The sequence below is a fragment of the Exiguobacterium aestuarii genome (assembly GCF_020171655.1).
Lineage (GTDB): Bacteria > Bacillota > Bacilli > Exiguobacteriales > Exiguobacteriaceae > Exiguobacterium > Exiguobacterium aestuarii_A.
The window spans coordinates 582,671-599,653 of sequence record NZ_JAIVAC010000001.1; the positions used below are offsets into that span (position 1 = coordinate 582,671).

Here is a 16,983-nt window from a genome sequence, read left to right on the forward strand (position 1 = left end):
CAATGATTCGTACATTTATGCACGCAAAGCTTCATAAAGCAACAGTGACAGAAGCAAACTTACACTACGTCGGTTCGATTACAATCGATGAGGATTTGATGGATGCAGTCGGCATCATGGAAAATGAACATGTGCACATCACGAACAACCATAATGGCGCTCGTATCGAGACGTATGTCATCAAAGGCGAACGTGGTTCTGGTGTGATTTGTTTAAACGGTGCGGCAGCAAGACATTTCCAGGTCGGTGATGTTGTCATCATCATGGCGTACGGTCAAATGACTGCAGAAGAAGCGAAAACGCATCGTCCAAAAGTAGCCGTATTGAACGAGCAAAACGAGGTCGATCAACTTCTTTACGAAGAAATCGCTCACACGATTTTATAAAACATTCGGGGGTGTCGACAAAGGCATCCCCGTTTTTTCGTCGTTCGTTCTATGGTAAGATGAGACAGACAGAAAGCACGAGCGTGCCTAAGATGGGATGGATGTTATGGACACGTATGTGATTGTGGATATAGAGACAACGGGTCATTCCGTAAAGTCCGGTGATGAACTGATTGAGTTTGCGGCGGTCGTTGTACAAGATGGTGAAGTGATCGAGCGCTACAGCACCTTGATTCGACCGGGTCGACCAATCCCACCTTTTATTACGCAATTAACAACGATTAGCGATGATGACGTAAGTGATGCACCAACATTTGAAGAAGTGATTCCCGACATTTGGAAAATGCTAGATGGACGGGTATTTGTCGCGCATAACGTCGCATTTGATTTAACTTTTTTAAACGAGAGCCTTGAACAAGCTGGCTATCTTTCGTTTCAGGGGAGAGCCATTGATACGGTTGAACTCGCTCGTATCCTCTACCCGACACTTGAGAGTCACGCCTTAGAAGCATTATCCGAGACGTTCGACCTTGTACATACAGACGCACACCGCGCACTCAGTGATGCGGAGGCGACAGCCGAGCTTTTTATCCGAATGCTCGAGCGCTTGCGCAACTTACCGGTCGTGACATTGAAACGACTTCGCGACTTGTCTGAGTCGTGGACGAGTCACGTCGAGCCGTTGCTCGATGAAATCATCCTCGAGGTTGGGATTCGACCAGACGACGAAACGCGTTTTGATATTCATCGAAAGATTGCGTTACACCGTCCAAGCGATACGTTCGTTCCGGCAGAAGAACGAGAGCCATTTGAACCGTTTCTCCTTCGCACAATCGAAGAAACGCTCCCGTCAATCTTTGATCAATTTGAGCCGAGACAAAGTCAATTTGAAATGATGCGTCACGTCTATAAAGCGTTAGACGACGAAGAAACGTTGTTAGTCGAAGCGGGGACGGGAACCGGGAAGACGTTGGCGTACTTAATCCCGAGTGCCCATCATGCACTTGAGACGAAGCGCCCTGTCGTCATCAGTACGCATACGATTCAATTACAGGAACAGCTCCTGAACCGGGATTTGCCGGTACTTCGACAAATCTTTCCGGAAATTGAATTCACCTTGTTAAAAGGAAGACGGAACTATATTGATTTACGTAAATTCGAGATGGTACTCGATGAGTCGAATGATGGATTGTTGGTTTCGATGTGTAAGGCGATGGTACTCGTCTGGTTAACCGAGACTGAGACGGGGGATTTAGAGGAACTTTCATTCCCAGGATCTGCGACACAAGGTCCAGCTTCTTTTAAACGGTTGATTCAAGCTGATGCTTCAAGTGAATTCGGACGGTTCGACCCTTGGTATAGCCGAGATTTCTTCACAAAAGCCGTCCTCCGTTCGAAAGAAGCAGATTTGATTGTGACGAATCACGCGCTCTTGTTCTCTGATTTACAACATCAGGCAGGTATCTTACCGACCGATACACCGCTCGTCTTAGACGAGGCACATCAAGTCGAAGAAGTGGCCTCTCACCATTTCGGTGTGACGTTTGATGCCATCCAATTTGATCGGTTGTTCAAATGGTTCGGATACGGTGCGGACGGGAAGTTTCATTCTCGGATCATTCAGCTAGCCGATTTGACGTCTGTGACAGAAGAGGCAGAAGCATTCAGTCAACAGATTGATTCTGCGCTCGCACGGGTCGAGGAAGAGCTCGAAGACCTCTTGACGGCACTACAGTCGCTAGGAAAGAAAAAAGAACCTCGGCAAACTGTTCGATTCGAGCGAGAAGGCGCATCATTCAGACCGATTCGTGAAGTGGCGAATCGATTAGAGGACAAGTTACGTACACTACGGACGTCACTCAGACATCTACATCGACTGCTCGATGAGCGTAAAGAACACATGACGTTCAAACAACGCGCGCTTTTGAGTGATTTGAAAACATTGATTAGCGACGTCCGTGAGCTCGAAAGTGTCATTTATGAGACGATGCTGACACGTAATGATGATGCGGTCAGTTGGGTCGAGTTGAATTTAGGAAACCGTAAGTTGACATCGGTCTACACGCAACCGGTTGAAATCGGTCCGTTGCTGCACGAACGATTATTTAAGAAGAGACCGACGATTTTGACGTCGGCGACGATGACGGTCTCGGGCAAATTTAGTTTTATGGAACGACGACTCGGACTTGAAGGAGAACCGGTCAGACGAGTCGTATTGCCTTCGCCGTTCAACTTTAAAGAACAGGCAAAACTGTTTGTTCCGTCAGACTTCCCATTGATCAATGATGTGCCGCTTCCTCAGTTCGTCGATCAGACCGCTCAATCGATTGTTCAAATTGCAAACGTGACAAAAGGACGGATGCTCGTCCTCTTCACCTCGAATGAATTGTTACGTCTCACTTACGAACAAGTAAAAGATCATCTCGACCCTTCGTATACGCTACTTGCACAAGGAGTCAGTGGGGGATCGCGAAGCCGATTGACGAAACAGTTCAAGCGGATGGAACAGTCGATTTTATTCGGGACGGCCAGCTTTTGGGAAGGTGTCGATATTCCGGGTGAGGCGTTGACCTGTCTCGTCATCGTGCGTCTGCCGTTCGCGCCGCCCGATCAACCAATCATGCAAGCACGTTCGGAAAAAATTGAATCGATGGGGAAATCTCCATTCTTCGAACTTTCGCTTCCTCAAGCAGTCATCCGTTTCAAACAAGGTGTCGGACGATTAATTCGATCGAAATCGGACTACGGTGCGATTTTTGTGTTCGATCGTCGGGTCGAGACGACTCGTTACGGGAAACAGTTCATCAATAGCTTACCGAAGGTGGACCGGATTGAAGGGACGCTAGAGACATCTCTATCCGAGTTAGAATTGTTTTTAGATGAAAAGGAAAACTCTGTGGCAAGAAATGATAGATAACGCTAGGCATCATGATGTTATCGTTTTATAATGATACGTATAGGTTTTGGAGGAGGAGTCAACATGAATTCGAATATTGAGACGCTTGCGAGTGTACGCATCGAACCGACTGCGGACGTTTATAAGATTGTCGATTTATTGAATCGGACGTTAAAAAGTCAAGATTTGATGTTCGGCCTTTCGCTTGAGAAGAAAGTGAATGATCCGAAGAAGGAAGAGATGGTCTTCACCATCTATCGTACAGAATGACCAGAAAAACAAAATGGATCGTCTCGTTACTGGCGGCACTGCTCGGTGTCGTCCTTGTCTTTAGCGTGATGTATCGATTCACGATTGGACACACAGAAAATCAAAAAGAGCAACTCATCGAGCAAGCGATGATTCGATTGAACGAGGAATCGCCAGACGTTCAAGTAGGGCAAGGAGAGCTGTTCAATGGGACAGAGGCATACGTCGTTTTTCCGGAAGCGGACGGAGACTCGATTTGGTTCGTTCCACTCGATGACGAGTTCGAGATTGAACAACGTGAAATTGGTGAAGTGAATGCGAATGACGTCTGCGCTCGTTCTGTCGAAGATACAGGCGGACAACTTATCAGTTGTAAGTACGGATTCGACGAGAGAGCACTCGTCGAAGTGGTCACAAAGGCAGACGCATCTTATACGTATTCGTATTACACGTTACAGACTGGAGAGTTTATTCGACGCGTCCAATTGACCGATCAAATGTGACGAATTAGAGGGGGATAATGATGGAACATCTATTAGCGAAACGAGTGAAACAACTCACGCCGTCGACAACATTAGCGATTACAGCTAAAGCAAAGGCGCTTAAGGCTTCAGGCAAAGATGTCATTGGACTCGGTGCAGGTGAGCCTGATTTCAATACACCGGAACGAATCATCGATGCTGCGTGTCAAGCGGCTCGTGATGGCGATACGAAATATACACCATCAGGCGGTACTGTCGCGTTGAAGGACGCCATCATTGAAAAAACGAAGCGAGACAGCCAGTTGACGTTTGGGCGCAATGAAGTAATGGTCGCTTCAGGTGCAAAACATGCGCTCTACGCATTGTTCCAAGCGATTTTAGATGAAGGTGACGAAGTCATCGTCCCGACACCTTACTGGGTCAGTTATCCAGAACAAATCAAACTCGCTGACGGTGTACCTGTATATGTCGATACAAATGAAGACACATCCTTCAAATTGACACCTGAACTTCTCGAACGTGCAATTACAGATCGTACGAAGGCAGTCATTTTGAACAGTCCTTCAAACCCGACAGGAATGATTTACACGAAAGAAGAGCTACAGGCACTAGCTGATGTCGTTCTTCGACATAATCTTCTCGTCGTGAGCGATGAAATTTATGAGAAGTTGATTTACGGTGACGCTGAATTCGTATCGATTGCGACATTACCCAACATGCGTGAACGTACGATCATCATCAACGGTGTCTCAAAGTCTCATGCGATGACAGGGTGGCGTATCGGATATGCCGTTGGTGATGCGACAATCATCAGCGCGATGACAAACTTAGCTTCCCACTCGACATCAAACCCGACATCTGTCGCTCAGGCGGCAGCGGTTGAGGCATACAATGGACCACAGGATGATGTAGAGATGATGCGTCAGTCGTTTGAAGAGCGACTCGACATCGTTTACAACCGTCTCGAACAAATTCCAGGAATCACTTGCTTGAAGCCACAAGGTGCATTTTACTTATATGCCAATGCGAAAGTTGCCGCGACTGAGAGTGGATACGACACAGTCGATGCTTGGTGCGAGGCAGTACTTGAAGAGGCAAACGTGGCACTTGTTCCAGGCTCTGGTTTTGGACAGGAAGACTACGTACGATTATCATATGCAACAGAATTAAAACGCGTATTAGAAGCGCTCGATCGAGTAGAAGACTTCATTACGAAGCGCACTCGATAAGCGAAAGGATGGAAATGAATATGACAACAATTTCGATTAACCAATTTAAAGACTATGAAGGACAGACGGTCCGCGTCGGAGCTTGGATTGCCAACAAACGTTCTAGCGGGAAAATTGCATTCCTTCAACTACGTGACGGTAGTGGATTTGCACAAGCGGTCGTCGTGAAGGCTGACGTCTCCGAAGAATTGTTCACTTTTGCTAAAGGTGTGACACAAGAGACTTCTGTCTGGGTGACAGGTAACGTCAAGTCGGATGGTGGACGTACACCACTCGGATTTGAATTAGAAGTGACAGATGTAGAAGTGATTGCAGAGTCAGTGGATTACCCAATCACACCGAAAGAACATGGAACAGAATTCTTGATGGATAACCGTCACTTATGGCTCCGTTCACGTCGCCAACACGCGATTATGAAAGTGCGTAACGAAATCATTCGTGCGACGTATGAATTCTTTAATAAAGAAGGATTCGTCAAAATCGATCCGCCAATCCTTACGAGCAGTGCACCTGAGGGCACGACAGAGTTGTTCGAGACAGACTATTTCGGTCAATCCGCTTACCTCTCACAGACGGGCCAATTGTATATGGAAGCCGCTGCAATGGCACTCGGTAAAGTATTCTCGTTCGGACCAACTTTCCGTGCAGAGAAATCAAAAACGCGTCGTCACTTGATTGAGTTCTGGATGATTGAGCCAGAGATGGCGTTCTTCGATCACGACATGAACCTTGAGATTCAAGAGCAATACGTCTCATATATCGCACAATCAGCGCTTGAGAACTGTAAGGATGAACTTGAATTCCTTGGACGTGACCTTGAGAAGTTGGCACAAGTGAAGGCACCTTTCCCACGTGTCCGTTACGAAGAGGCAATCAAATTCTTGAAATCAGAAGGATTCGACGATATCGAATACGGCGACGATTTCGGTGCACCGCATGAGACGGCGATTGCTAACGCGCACGACCAGCCAGTTTTCATCACGCACTGGCCAAAAGAAATTAAACCGTTCTACATGAAAGTGGACCCTGAAAATCCTGAGCTCGTTCTTTGCGCAGACTTGATTGCACCAGAAGGATATGGAGAAATCATCGGGGGGTCTCAACGTGAAGACGATTACGACCGTCTAAAAGAGGAGATCATTAAAGAAGGTCTTGATGAAACAGATGCATACGACTGGTATCTCGAGCTTCGTCAATACGGTTCGGTCCCACACTCTGGTTTCGGACTCGGACTCGAGCGTACGGTTGCATGGATTAGTGGAATCGAGCATATCCGTGAAGCCATTCCATTCCCACGTTTATTAAACCGAATCCACCCTTAACGATTAATCGGGGAAGACGTCATGTCCTCCCCGATTGATGTGTCTTAGAAAGGAAGTGCGACATGGATGCACATCAATTGATTCAATTATTCGAGCAAAGTCCGGTCGTTATTCCGCGCAAACTGTTCACTGACGCTAGACGACTCGACTTATCGCCTGTCGAATTCAGTCTCATCGTCCATCTTCTTGAAATGACGGGGGAAGGCATCGTCATGCCACTCCCGAGCGAGTTAGGGAAACGGTTGAACGTCTCTGAGAATGAGGCGCGTTCTGTGTTACTCGGCTTGTTGCAAAAAGAATTGATTGCCATTGACGCGTCAGGGAATAGCGAGCGATATAGTCTATTACCCTTATTTGAGGCGTTACAAGGAGAAGAAAAAATCGCACCGCAACAGACGCTGAATGAAAATATCATCCATACGTTCGAACGAGAATTTGGCACAATCACTCCGTTTGAAATTGAACAAATCGTCGGGTGGATGACGGAAGATAATTTCAGCGAAGAACTAATTATGGCCGCGTTACGCGAAGCGAAACTTCGGAATGTTCGAAACTTCAAATACATGGATAAAATCTTACGCGTCTGGCAGGACCATCAAGTCGAGACGCTTGAGGATGTCGTGGAATATCAACGGAGGAATAAATGATGTTGACGAAAGTCCAGTTACAAGAAGTGTCTGATACGATGAGGCAAATGTTCCCGGATGCGCATTGCGAACTGACGCATCAAAATCCATTCGAATTAGTGGTCGCCGTGGCCCTCTCCGCCCAAGCGACGGATGCCCTCGTCAACAAGGTGACACCGGGCTTATTTGAAGCGTTTCCGACAGTCGAAGCGATGGCTGCGGCAGACGTTTCGGAGATTGAGGCGTTGATCAAACGCATTGGATTGTATCGGAACAAAGCGAAGAACGTGAAGGCACTCTCTGAAAAAATCGTGAACGAGCATGGCGGCATCGTGCCGTCGGACCGGGCATCACTTGAGGCCCTTCCAGGTGTCGGTCGTAAAACGGCCAACGTCGTCCTGTCGGTCGCGTTCCATGAACCGGCCTTTGCGGTCGATACCCACGTCGAGCGGGTGTCGAAGCGTCTTGGCATTTGCCGCTGGAAAGATAACGTCCGTCAAGTCGAGGATACGTTGATGAAGAAGTTCCCACGAGAGGAGTGGTCACAACTCCATCATCAATTTATTTTCTTCGGACGCTATCATTGTAAAGCCCAGAGACCTGCCTGTGAGACGTGCCCGCTTCTTCATATGTGTCGGGAAGGAAAGAAACGAATGAAATCCGCGAAAGTCACGACATAAAAAATGCATCGGCACATGTGTGTCGATGCATTTTTGTGTTAATGATTCCAAGGATGGTCGCTCCACTCACGACGCTTTTTCGTGATGGGTACCTTTTTGAAGCCCCAGTTGCGGAAATCTTGGTCTGGACTTTCTTTACGAATGTAAATTTTGTCCTTGATTGCTTTAAAGATTCGGTTCTCGTCCCCATAATGGACGAACCGTGGTTTTACCTCGATCACACCTCGACGGACACGTGAAAGTGGGAGACAGACGAGGTCAGCGATTTCTAAACCGGATTGATACATCGTGTTCTGTTTCTCAGAGAAGATGAACCCTTTAATTTTTTGACGACTCTTTTCGACATCGAGATGGACCGTGCCCGAGTTGAAAATATCAAAAAATGCTTTTTGAATGAGTAAGTTCTGGTAATCATCTCGTGATTCGAGGACGACGCGTGCACTGACCGCCTCTGTTTCCTCTAAGAACGCATAGAACGACTTCATCAAGTGGGCGAAGGCGACTACATACGGATCTTTTGGCGTCGAATAAAAGTCATGTAGTTTTTGTTTATCGACTTCAACACTGACGATGGTACAATCGATTCCTCGCAAAAAATCAGGTAGCTTGTCCCAAAAATCACGCAACATGTCGATCGTGATGCCATCTTCTTTCCCATAAGGATGCTCGGCTTTTAAAATTTCTTTTAAATGAAGCGGGATTTGCTCGGTTTTAAAAACATCTCGCTTGAACGCGTGAAGACGTCGCTTCAATTCACATGGCATTCCAGTCTCATCCGCATCGATTGAATATTTGTACTCCATCAGAACACCAGTCAAATTGAACTGCGTGTTTCCTTTCGGTGTACCTGTTTCGTCGACGAACATGACATACTTCTTTCCACTTTCCATCCAATCCCTCCAAAACGGCTTAACAGTAACGTCTTTAAGCATTCTATTTTATTTCCGAATGATGATTCGGTCAATCAATTGCACAGGTATTGCACACTTTTTTTCAGAATGACATCAATTAGGTTTATCAATGTACAATCTTGGTTAAACAGAAGAGGTGCTATTATCATAGAAAAACAATCAAGTCTTACGTGACGAGAGCTTTTCAATTTGGATACACAATCGCTTACATACTAGTTTAACATACGGGAGTTTGGTACGATATGTGTTGCGGTAAATCCACACAAGTGTCGACCGACAGAAGTCGACAATCAGACCTGAGACGGAAGGAACGAGTGGACCGACCTGTTAATATGTATGTATGGGGTGACGACATTGTTCCATTATCCAAACGGTAAAAAAGCAAAAGTGACAAAGACACCAAAGGAGGAAGGAATTTCGAAACAACCCTCGAATTCTCCAACCTATGCGAATCGCGGAATGAATTTGGAGACATTGTTGAATGAAACGAATGAATTTTATCGAATCCATCAACGAGCCGTCATTCATAAGAAACCGACACCGCTACAAATCGTCAAAGTCGATTACCCCAAACGAAGTGCAGCCAAGGTGACGGAAGCCTATTTCAAACAGGCATCTACGACTGACTATAATGGGGTGTATCGCGGCAAGTACATTGACTTTGAAGCGAAAGAAACGAATAATAAGACGTCGTTTCCGCTCGGCAACTTTCACGAGCACCAGATTGAACACATGCGCGAGTGCGAACGCCATGGAGGGATTTGTTTTGTCATCATCCGCTTTAGTCGCTATAATACGCAATATGTATTGACCACGGAACAACTTGTTCAGTGGTGGGAACAACGATTGACGGGACGCAAGTCAATTCCACTTCGTTTTATCGAAGAGGAAGCGATTGAAGTTCCGACGAGAGCCTTGCCGTCGATTGACTATTTGGCGGTGCTCGATCAATGGCTCGATTGAATAGAAGGAGTGAACCATGAATGGAGCGAAGTAGGGTCGCACGTCGACAAGATTCGACGACGAATAAACGCAAAAAAACTGGGAAACAACCAAAGACGAAAAGTAAAAAACCGATGTGGAAACGCATCTTTTTATTAGGTTTCTTATTATTTATTGCAGCAGTCATCGCGTTCGGGGCATATACCGTATATGCGATTGCAACGGCACCAGAGCTTGACGAAGAAAAACTCGTCGATACGTATCCGATTCAGCTAATCTCTGCTGAAGGTGAACCACTCGAAGGAGCCGGTCAAATTCGAGAATACGTCTCCATCGACGATATTTCAGAAGTGATGCAACAAGCGGTCGTCTCGATTGAGGACCGTCGTTTCTACGAGCACAACGGAATCGACTTACGTCGGATCGGTGGCGCAGTAGTGGCCAACTTGACTGACGGTTTCGGTGCAGAAGGTGGGTCAACCATCACACAGCAGTTAGTGAAACAGTCGTTTCTTTCAACAGACAAAAAGTTGAAGCGTAAGCTTCAAGAGCAGTGGCTCGCGCTCAAACTTGAACGTGAGTATACGAAAGAACAGATTTTAGAGATGTATTTAAATAAAAACTACTATGGTAGTGGTGGATACGGTGTACAAACCGCATCGAAGCGCTACTTCAACAAACCGGTCTCTGAGGTCAACTATCAAGAAGCGGCAATCCTTGCAGGTCTTCCGCAACGTCCAAGTGCATACGATCCAATCAATGGTGACCAAGAGTTGACGCGTTATCGCCAAGAACAAGTCTTGTCTGCGATGAAGCGAGACGGTCACATTTCGGAAGAACAGTATAACGAAGCGCTTGATGTTGCCATTGCTGACGTCATCTCACCTGGTGAAGAGACGGAAGAAGAGGCGTTCACACGTGCGATTTATTCACGTGTCCAAGCAGAGCTTGAAGAAGATTATGGTCTTGAACAATCAGACATCTATGGCACAGGTTTGAAAGTATACACGTCAATCAATAAAGAACTTCACACAAAGTTTAATAGTGACATTAAGTCTGATAATGTAAACATTCCTAATGGTGCCTTTCCATCAGATGAACTTCGTATGGGTGCAACCGTGCTGAATACGAAGACGGGTGAAATTGTTGCCATCATCGATAGTCAACAGGCGAAGCAAGCTGATAAATATTATATTGATTATTCAAATGAAAAATATCAGATTGGATCCACGGCAAAACCGTTCTTTGACTATGGACCAGGTATTGAAAATGGACAATGGTCAACAGGAAAAATGTTACTTGATGCAGCATTTCCAGAAGGAAAACCAAGGAACTACTACGACGGTTATCGCGGTATGAACACGATGCGTCAATATTTGAAGATTTCAGCGAACACGCCGGCAGTTCGAGCATTCCAAGAAGTGCGAGATGAGTATGGACAAGAAGCCATCGAATCGTTTGTGAAGAACGTTGGAATTGAACCAGAGTATCCTAAGGGCGGCGATGAACTGCTTGAATCAAATGCTTTGGGTACGGCACAAGCGAGCACAACCCAAATGGCTGCAGCGTATGCAGCGCTCGGTGCGAACGGTATGTATACAAAACCTCACTTGATTCAAAAAATCGAATTTAACGACGGTTCAAGCATCAATTCGCCAGTCAAGGCGAAGCAGGCGATGGAAGACTATACAGCCTACATGTTGACAGACATGTTGCGTGATGTTGTAAGTGCCGAAGGTGGAACGTATGAACCAGGTGCATTCCCATGGGATGTAGCTGGTAAAACTGGAACAACAAATGATGAACAATATAAATGGTTTACAGGGTATTCAACCGATTACTCGATTTCGGTATGGACAGGAAAAGTTAATAAAGAAAGTAATAATAAACCGAACTACGCCCAATACTATTTCGAGTATATGATGCAACAGGTGACGAACGCGACGGGTCAACCAGATCGCTTCCAACGTCCAGACTCTGTCTTGTCACTCGGGAATGAACTTTATGTCAAAGGGACGAAGCCAAAAGATCTTCAACCTGAGAAATTGACTGCTCCAACAGGCGCAAGCGTCAACTATGATGAAGATTCACAAGCCGGTTCTGTCTCATGGTCATACGATTTTGATGGTGCACAAGCAGATGGCTACTCAGACATCTCATTCACCGTGACGCAACAGTCAGCCGAAGGCGGTGAACAAGTCGTCGGTACGACGGGAGAGACGAGTATCGATATCGCAAACTTGGCTGAAGGGGACACAACGTTCACCATCGTCGCCAAGGCGACAAACCCATTGACGGGTGAACAGCAATCTGCCCCGGCACAAGCAAGTTACTCCATTGAACCAAAAGAAGAACCGAAGGATGAGGAAGAAGAAAGTCCTTCTGACGAAGAGAATAACGAAGACAACCCATCGGACGAGAACAACGGTAACGGTAACGGGAACAATAACGGCAATGGTAACGGAAACGGTGAAGATACCACTGACGAACAAAATCCTGATGAGCCAGCGACCGATGAAGGAACGAATGAAGGAACAGACCAACCGACTGACGGAGACGATGAAGGTGCTCCGCTAGAAGGTCAATCGAATAATGAATCGCCAGCCACGGAACGTGGGAACGGCAATTCGAATAACGGAAATAACTAAGGAAGGCAGGGCGACATTGTGCGCCCTGTTTTTCGTATGACTTTGTTATAATGGAAAGAAAGGGAACAGGATGGTGACACATGGTTCAACTCTCTTTAAAGCGAAAGATGAAAGTGTTATTTGTTATGGATCGACTGCAAGACGACGATTTCGGCGTACCGCTCAGTGGACATCTCGGATTAAAGCTTTCCCATTTGTTATTAAAAGAGTCGATTCCACTCGGACGTCTCATCCAAGACCAAACCGTCGCTGAAGCAATTGGACATTCTTACTTAAAACGAATCGGAGTCGAAACGATGTTCACGGGTGAGGAATCCTACTATCCAGACTTACTTCGTGGCAACCGTCAACAGTTATCGACAGACGAAGATTATTATAAAACGGTGCAACGCTACGCCAAACATCTATTAGCGGTTCATTCGAAATGTACGAAGCTACATACCATTGTCTTATTCGGTCGATCGACACAACGTCTATTTTCAGACGCGCTCATCCGCCTCGAAGAAGAGAATGCACATGTGGCTGATACGTTTCAACACATGACCATTTTAAAAATGCCCGCTGTATCGAGAATGATACGAGATGAACGGATTCAATCGATCCGACAAACCGTAGTCGAACTTGCACCTTCGAACTCATAAAAAAGAAGGTGAACTGATGCGAAAATCACGCTCCGTCGAAGAGATGATTCAAGAATTAAAAGAAGACCATAGCTTTGCCAAAAACGTTCGTCATTGGCATACAGTCGATGCACGTCCGGCACAATATGCACCCATTCCAGAGCAAGTACCGGAACAGTTGACGAACGTATTGAAAAATCGGGGAATTGAGCAACTGTATACGCACCAAGCTGAGGCTGTGAAACAAACGGCTGCCGGTCATTCGACCGTCATTGTGACCCCTACCGCATCAGGGAAAACATTGTGTTATAACTTACCGGTACTTTCAAAAATGATTGAAAAACCGACAGCACGTGCACTTTATCTATACCCGACAAAAGCGCTCGCCCAGGACCAAAATAGTGACTTGATGGAGATGGTCGAGGCACTTGAAGGGAATTTTCGATGCTTCACGTATGATGGGGATACGTCTCCCGCTGCCCGAACGAAAGTCAGGGATGCGGGGAATATCGTCATCACCAATCCGGATATGTTACATTCCGGTATTTTACCGCACCATACGAAATGGATTCGTCTATTTGAAAACTTAGAATACATCGTCGTCGATGAGTTGCACACGTATCGTGGCGTGTTTGGCAGTCATGTGGCCAACGTATTTCGCCGATTGAAACGAATTTGTGCCTATTATGGGAGTCACCCAAAATGGATTATGACTTCTGCGACGATTGCAAACCCGCGAGAACTCGCCGAATTATTGACGGAAGAAGAAGTCGTATTGATTGACCGAAACGGGGCGCCACAAGGGAAGAAACACCTCGTCTTCTACAATCCTCCTGTCGTCAATGAGGCGCTCGGAATCCGAAGAAGTGCAACGCTTGAGACGAAACGAATCGCGTCGAAGCTTGTTGAAGCGAACATCCAGACCATCGTCTTCGCACGTTCACGTGTCCGAGTCGAGGTGCTTCTGACGTATTTACAAGAACTGACACGACGAGAACTCGGACCAAAGTCAATCGTCGGGTACCGAGGCGGTTATCTTCCTTCTGAACGACGTGAGATTGAACGGCGCTTACGAAATGGCGAAATCAAAGCAGTCGTATCGACGAACGCGTTAGAACTCGGTGTGGATATCGGTCAATTGCAAGCATGTGTCCTCAATGGCTATCCTGGAACCGTCGCCTCACTCTGGCAACAAGCGGGTCGTGCCGGTAGACGTCACTCGGAATCGCTCGTCGTATTCGTTGCATCGTCTTCCTCGCTTGACCAGCTTGTCGTCGAACAACCTGATATGATTTTAGACCGTTCGCCGGAAGCGGCTCGTCTTGACCCGAACAACTTGATCATTTTAGTCGACCACATGAAGTGTGCCGCATTTGAACTACCGTTTCAAAAAGGAGAGCGCTTCGGAACGGTCGACACGGAGGATATTTTAGATTTCCTGACAGACGCACAAGTGCTACACGAACGAGCGAATAAATACTATTGGATGACCGATTCATTCCCGGCGCACGATATCTCCCTTCGAACGAGCGACCAAGAGAATGTCGTCATTGTCGACCAAACCGCGAAGCATCAAGTAATCGGTGAAATGGACACGTTCAGCGCGATGACCTTGTTACATGATGAAGCTATTTATTTACACGGAGCTGAACAGTATCAAGTCGAAAAATTAGACTTTGAAGAGAAGAAGGCGTTCGTCCGTCGCGTCGATGTCGACTACTATACGGATGCGAATCTGGCAGTAGAACTAAAAGTGCTCGAAGAGAACAAGACGGATGGTGCAAAAACGTTTGGTGAAGTGTCGGTCATTGCGATGGCCACGCTCTTTAAAAAAATCAAATTCGGGACGCATGAGAATATTGGATCAGGGCCGATTCATCTTCCGGAGCGAGAACTGCATACGACGGCGACATGGTTCACACTAGATGAACGCTTTGCTTATTCGGAGGCAGATCTTGAAGATCAACTCGAAGCGGTCAGTGACTTATTCAGACGGCTTGCACCGCTCTATCTCATGTGTGATACGCTCGATTTATTTACAACCATTCAAATGAAGTCGACTCATACGAATAAACCGACCGTTTATTTATATGACCGTTATCCTGGTGGCATCGGTCTCAGTGAGGCGCTCTATAAAGATGCAGACATGGTGCTCGAGGCAGCAGAGCGGACGGTATCGGATTGTCCTTGTGAGAGTGGATGCCCTCGCTGTGTCGGTATGATTGGATATGGAGACTTCAAGCATCAAGTCATCCGTCAGTTACAAGCTTTGAAAGGATCGTTATGAAAGCAAAATTATCAAGATTGATTAAAACGAAAGAACCTGTCGAACGCCCGCGCGTTACCTCACCTGATGAAGTGGAACAACAGAAATGGACTGAACAAGGTGGGGAAATTTTAACGTTCGAAGGAGAATGGTGTGTACGAATCCGAAACACCTATCCGCTTGATGAAATTTATCACGACTATGCGTTCGGAGACGCCAGACGAATGATGCAGAAAACGGAACATCCGTTTTTCGCGGTCGACTTAAAACCGGATCAAGTCTTGTTTATGGATACAGAGACGACCGGATTACGTGGGTCCGGGACGTCGATTTTCTTGATCGGATTTGCACGGATTCGTGCGGAACAGCTTGAAATGATTCAGTATGTCTTGCCTCATCCTGCCTTTGAGACTGCTTTTTACTATCATTTTCTACAGGACATCGGGGATGAGGTACGGTTCGTCACCTATAATGGAAAATCTTTTGACTGGCCACAAATCAAAACGAGACATACGTTTGTCAAATCACGGGTAAAAGCATTACCTTCCGTCGGTCATGTCGATTTACTACATGCGGCAAGACGATTGTTAAAACCGCGATTAGAATCGGTGTCGCTCAAAGCGGTCGAAACGTATTTCGGTCACGGACGAACGGACGATCTACCTGGATTTTTAGCTCCGATGCATTATTTTCAGTACGTCAAAGAGCGCAACCCTGAGATTCTCATGCCGGTCCTTGAGCACCATCATGCGGATTGTTTGAGCCTCGTCTCTCTTTACACGCGACTCAGTCAACTCGTCATGACTCCTGAGACCGATTTCGGAGAAGAGCGTGCGCATTGGTTGCATGACCTAGGGGAGCAGGAGCAGGCACTTAAAGAATTCGAACAGCTGTCTGACCCTTCGAAACGAGCCATCATGCGGCAAGCGCTCTTATTGAAACGAACAGGTCGTATGGAGCAAGCAATTCCGCTCTTTGAATCGTTGCATACGATTGAAGGGTATGTGGAGCTCGCCAAGTACGCAGAGCATAAACAGAAGGACGTGGCACTCGCGATTGATTACACGGAACGAGCCATCGAACTGCTCGAGCAAAAGCGCACCGTTTTACGTCAAACCGTTAATCGCGAGAAGGCCGAGCTCGAACATCGGCTTGCCCGTCTAGAAAGGAAGCGATCATGAAAGTTGTAGCCGTCACAGGATATCGTCCCCATGAACTTGGGATTTTCAAAGCGGATCATCCGGGGATCGACATCATTCAAGAAGCTTACCGCAAAAAAATCCTTGAAGTCATTGAATTAGGCGCTGAATGGTTCATCTTTAGTGGAACGAACGGTTGTGAATTATGGGCCGGACAAGTATTGTTAGAGTTAAGAGAAACATATCCGATTAAAATTGCGGTATTTCCTCCGTTCTTAAATATGGACGAACGCTATAAACCGTTCGAACAAGAATTGTTTGTTCAACTTCAACTCGAAGCAGATTTCTTTGAACCGTTGACGCAACGTCCATATGAGGATCCGAGTCAATTACGCGCAAAAACTGCATTCTTTTTAGATAAAGCAGAAGGATTGATTACCTTGTATGACGAAGAAACGGAGGGAAGCCCCCGTTTTCTAGTCGAAGGGGCTCGGCGAAAGCCGAATATGGAGGTCTTTCTCATCACACAGGAAGATTTGCGTGTCATTGAGGAAGAAAAACAATGGGAACAACAATGGGAGTGATAC

The 16,983-nt window shown here is 46.5% G+C and carries 15 protein-coding genes; 14 read left to right on the plus strand and 1 reads right to left on the minus strand.

Features of this window, described 5'->3' with window-relative positions:
* Positions 1 to 2 precede the first annotated feature (2 nt).
* The 8 genes from panD (at position 3) to nth (ending at position 7,870) form a co-directional block, all read left to right on the plus strand.
* Positions 3 to 386 carry an aspartate 1-decarboxylase gene (panD, locus tag LCM29_RS03020; RefSeq protein ID WP_015881490.1) on the plus strand — a complete coding sequence of 128 codons (384 nt, stop codon included), beginning with the start codon at positions 3 to 5 and terminating at the stop codon, positions 384 to 386.
* Between the two features lie 106 nt (positions 387 to 492).
* Positions 493 to 3,303 carry an ATP-dependent DNA helicase DinG gene (gene dinG, locus LCM29_RS03025; protein ID WP_224860746.1) on the plus strand — a complete coding sequence of 937 codons (2,811 nt, stop codon included), beginning with the start codon at positions 493 to 495 and terminating at the stop codon, positions 3,301 to 3,303.
* A gap of 63 nt (positions 3,304 to 3,366) precedes the next feature.
* Complete coding sequence (locus tag LCM29_RS03030) at positions 3,367 to 3,552, plus strand: YpmA family protein (RefSeq protein WP_015881492.1); 186 nt, start codon at positions 3,367 to 3,369, stop codon at positions 3,550 to 3,552.
* Positions 3,549 to 4,034: a hypothetical protein gene (locus tag LCM29_RS03035; RefSeq protein ID WP_224860748.1), complete on the plus strand. Its 486-nt coding sequence runs from the start codon at positions 3,549 to 3,551 to the stop codon at positions 4,032 to 4,034. Before LCM29_RS03030 ends, LCM29_RS03035 begins: the two co-directional genes overlap by 4 nt.
* 20 nt (positions 4,035 to 4,054) lie before the next feature.
* On the plus strand, positions 4,055 to 5,242 hold the full coding sequence (locus LCM29_RS03040) for a pyridoxal phosphate-dependent aminotransferase (protein WP_224860750.1): 1,188 nt from the start codon (positions 4,055 to 4,057) through the stop codon (positions 5,240 to 5,242).
* A gap of 20 nt (positions 5,243 to 5,262) precedes the next feature.
* Positions 5,263 to 6,564: an asparagine--tRNA ligase gene (gene asnS, locus LCM29_RS03045; RefSeq protein ID WP_224860752.1), complete on the plus strand. Its 1,302-nt coding sequence runs from the start codon at positions 5,263 to 5,265 to the stop codon at positions 6,562 to 6,564.
* 62 nt (positions 6,565 to 6,626) lie between these two features.
* Complete coding sequence (locus tag LCM29_RS03050; protein WP_074034606.1) at positions 6,627 to 7,211, plus strand: DnaD domain-containing protein; 585 nt, start codon at positions 6,627 to 6,629, stop codon at positions 7,209 to 7,211.
* Entirely contained in the window at positions 7,211 to 7,870 is a 660-nt protein-coding gene (gene nth, locus LCM29_RS03055) for an endonuclease III (protein WP_214691920.1), read from the plus strand. The genes LCM29_RS03050 and nth overlap by 1 nt, the downstream gene beginning before the upstream one ends.
* A 38-nt stretch (positions 7,871 to 7,908) precedes the next feature.
* Here nth and LCM29_RS03060 read toward each other — a convergent pair whose 3' ends face one another.
* The gene (locus LCM29_RS03060) at positions 7,909 to 8,760 is read right to left on the minus strand and encodes a DUF3800 domain-containing protein (protein WP_198930015.1); all 852 of its coding nucleotides are present in this window, start codon (positions 8,758 to 8,760) and stop codon (positions 7,909 to 7,911) included.
* Positions 8,761 to 9,117: 357 nt separating this feature from the next.
* Here LCM29_RS03060 and recU point away from each other — a divergent pair, with 357 nt between their 5' ends.
* From recU to LCM29_RS03090, 6 genes are all read left to right on the plus strand, one after another.
* Positions 9,118 to 9,744, plus strand: a complete 627-nt coding sequence (gene recU / locus LCM29_RS03065) for a Holliday junction resolvase RecU (protein WP_214783619.1) — start codon at positions 9,118 to 9,120, stop codon at positions 9,742 to 9,744.
* 20 nt (positions 9,745 to 9,764) lie between these two features.
* Positions 9,765 to 12,371 carry a transglycosylase domain-containing protein gene (locus tag LCM29_RS03070; protein WP_224860754.1) on the plus strand — a complete coding sequence of 869 codons (2,607 nt, stop codon included), beginning with the start codon at positions 9,765 to 9,767 and terminating at the stop codon, positions 12,369 to 12,371.
* Between the two features lie 80 nt (positions 12,372 to 12,451).
* Positions 12,452 to 13,012 carry a hypothetical protein gene (locus tag LCM29_RS03075; protein WP_214691926.1) on the plus strand — a complete coding sequence of 187 codons (561 nt, stop codon included), beginning with the start codon at positions 12,452 to 12,454 and terminating at the stop codon, positions 13,010 to 13,012.
* A gap of 16 nt (positions 13,013 to 13,028) precedes the next feature.
* Positions 13,029 to 15,278: a DEAD/DEAH box helicase gene (locus LCM29_RS03080; RefSeq protein ID WP_224860756.1), complete on the plus strand. Its 2,250-nt coding sequence runs from the start codon at positions 13,029 to 13,031 to the stop codon at positions 15,276 to 15,278.
* Entirely contained in the window at positions 15,275 to 16,438 is a 1,164-nt protein-coding gene (locus LCM29_RS03085; RefSeq protein ID WP_224860758.1) for a ribonuclease H-like domain-containing protein, read from the plus strand. Before LCM29_RS03080 ends, LCM29_RS03085 begins: the two co-directional genes overlap by 4 nt.
* A complete protein-coding gene (locus LCM29_RS03090) occupies positions 16,435 to 16,980 on the plus strand; it encodes a DUF1273 domain-containing protein (protein WP_214691931.1) in 546 nt (181 codons plus the stop codon). Before LCM29_RS03085 ends, LCM29_RS03090 begins: the two co-directional genes overlap by 4 nt.
* Positions 16,981 to 16,983 lie beyond the last annotated feature (3 nt).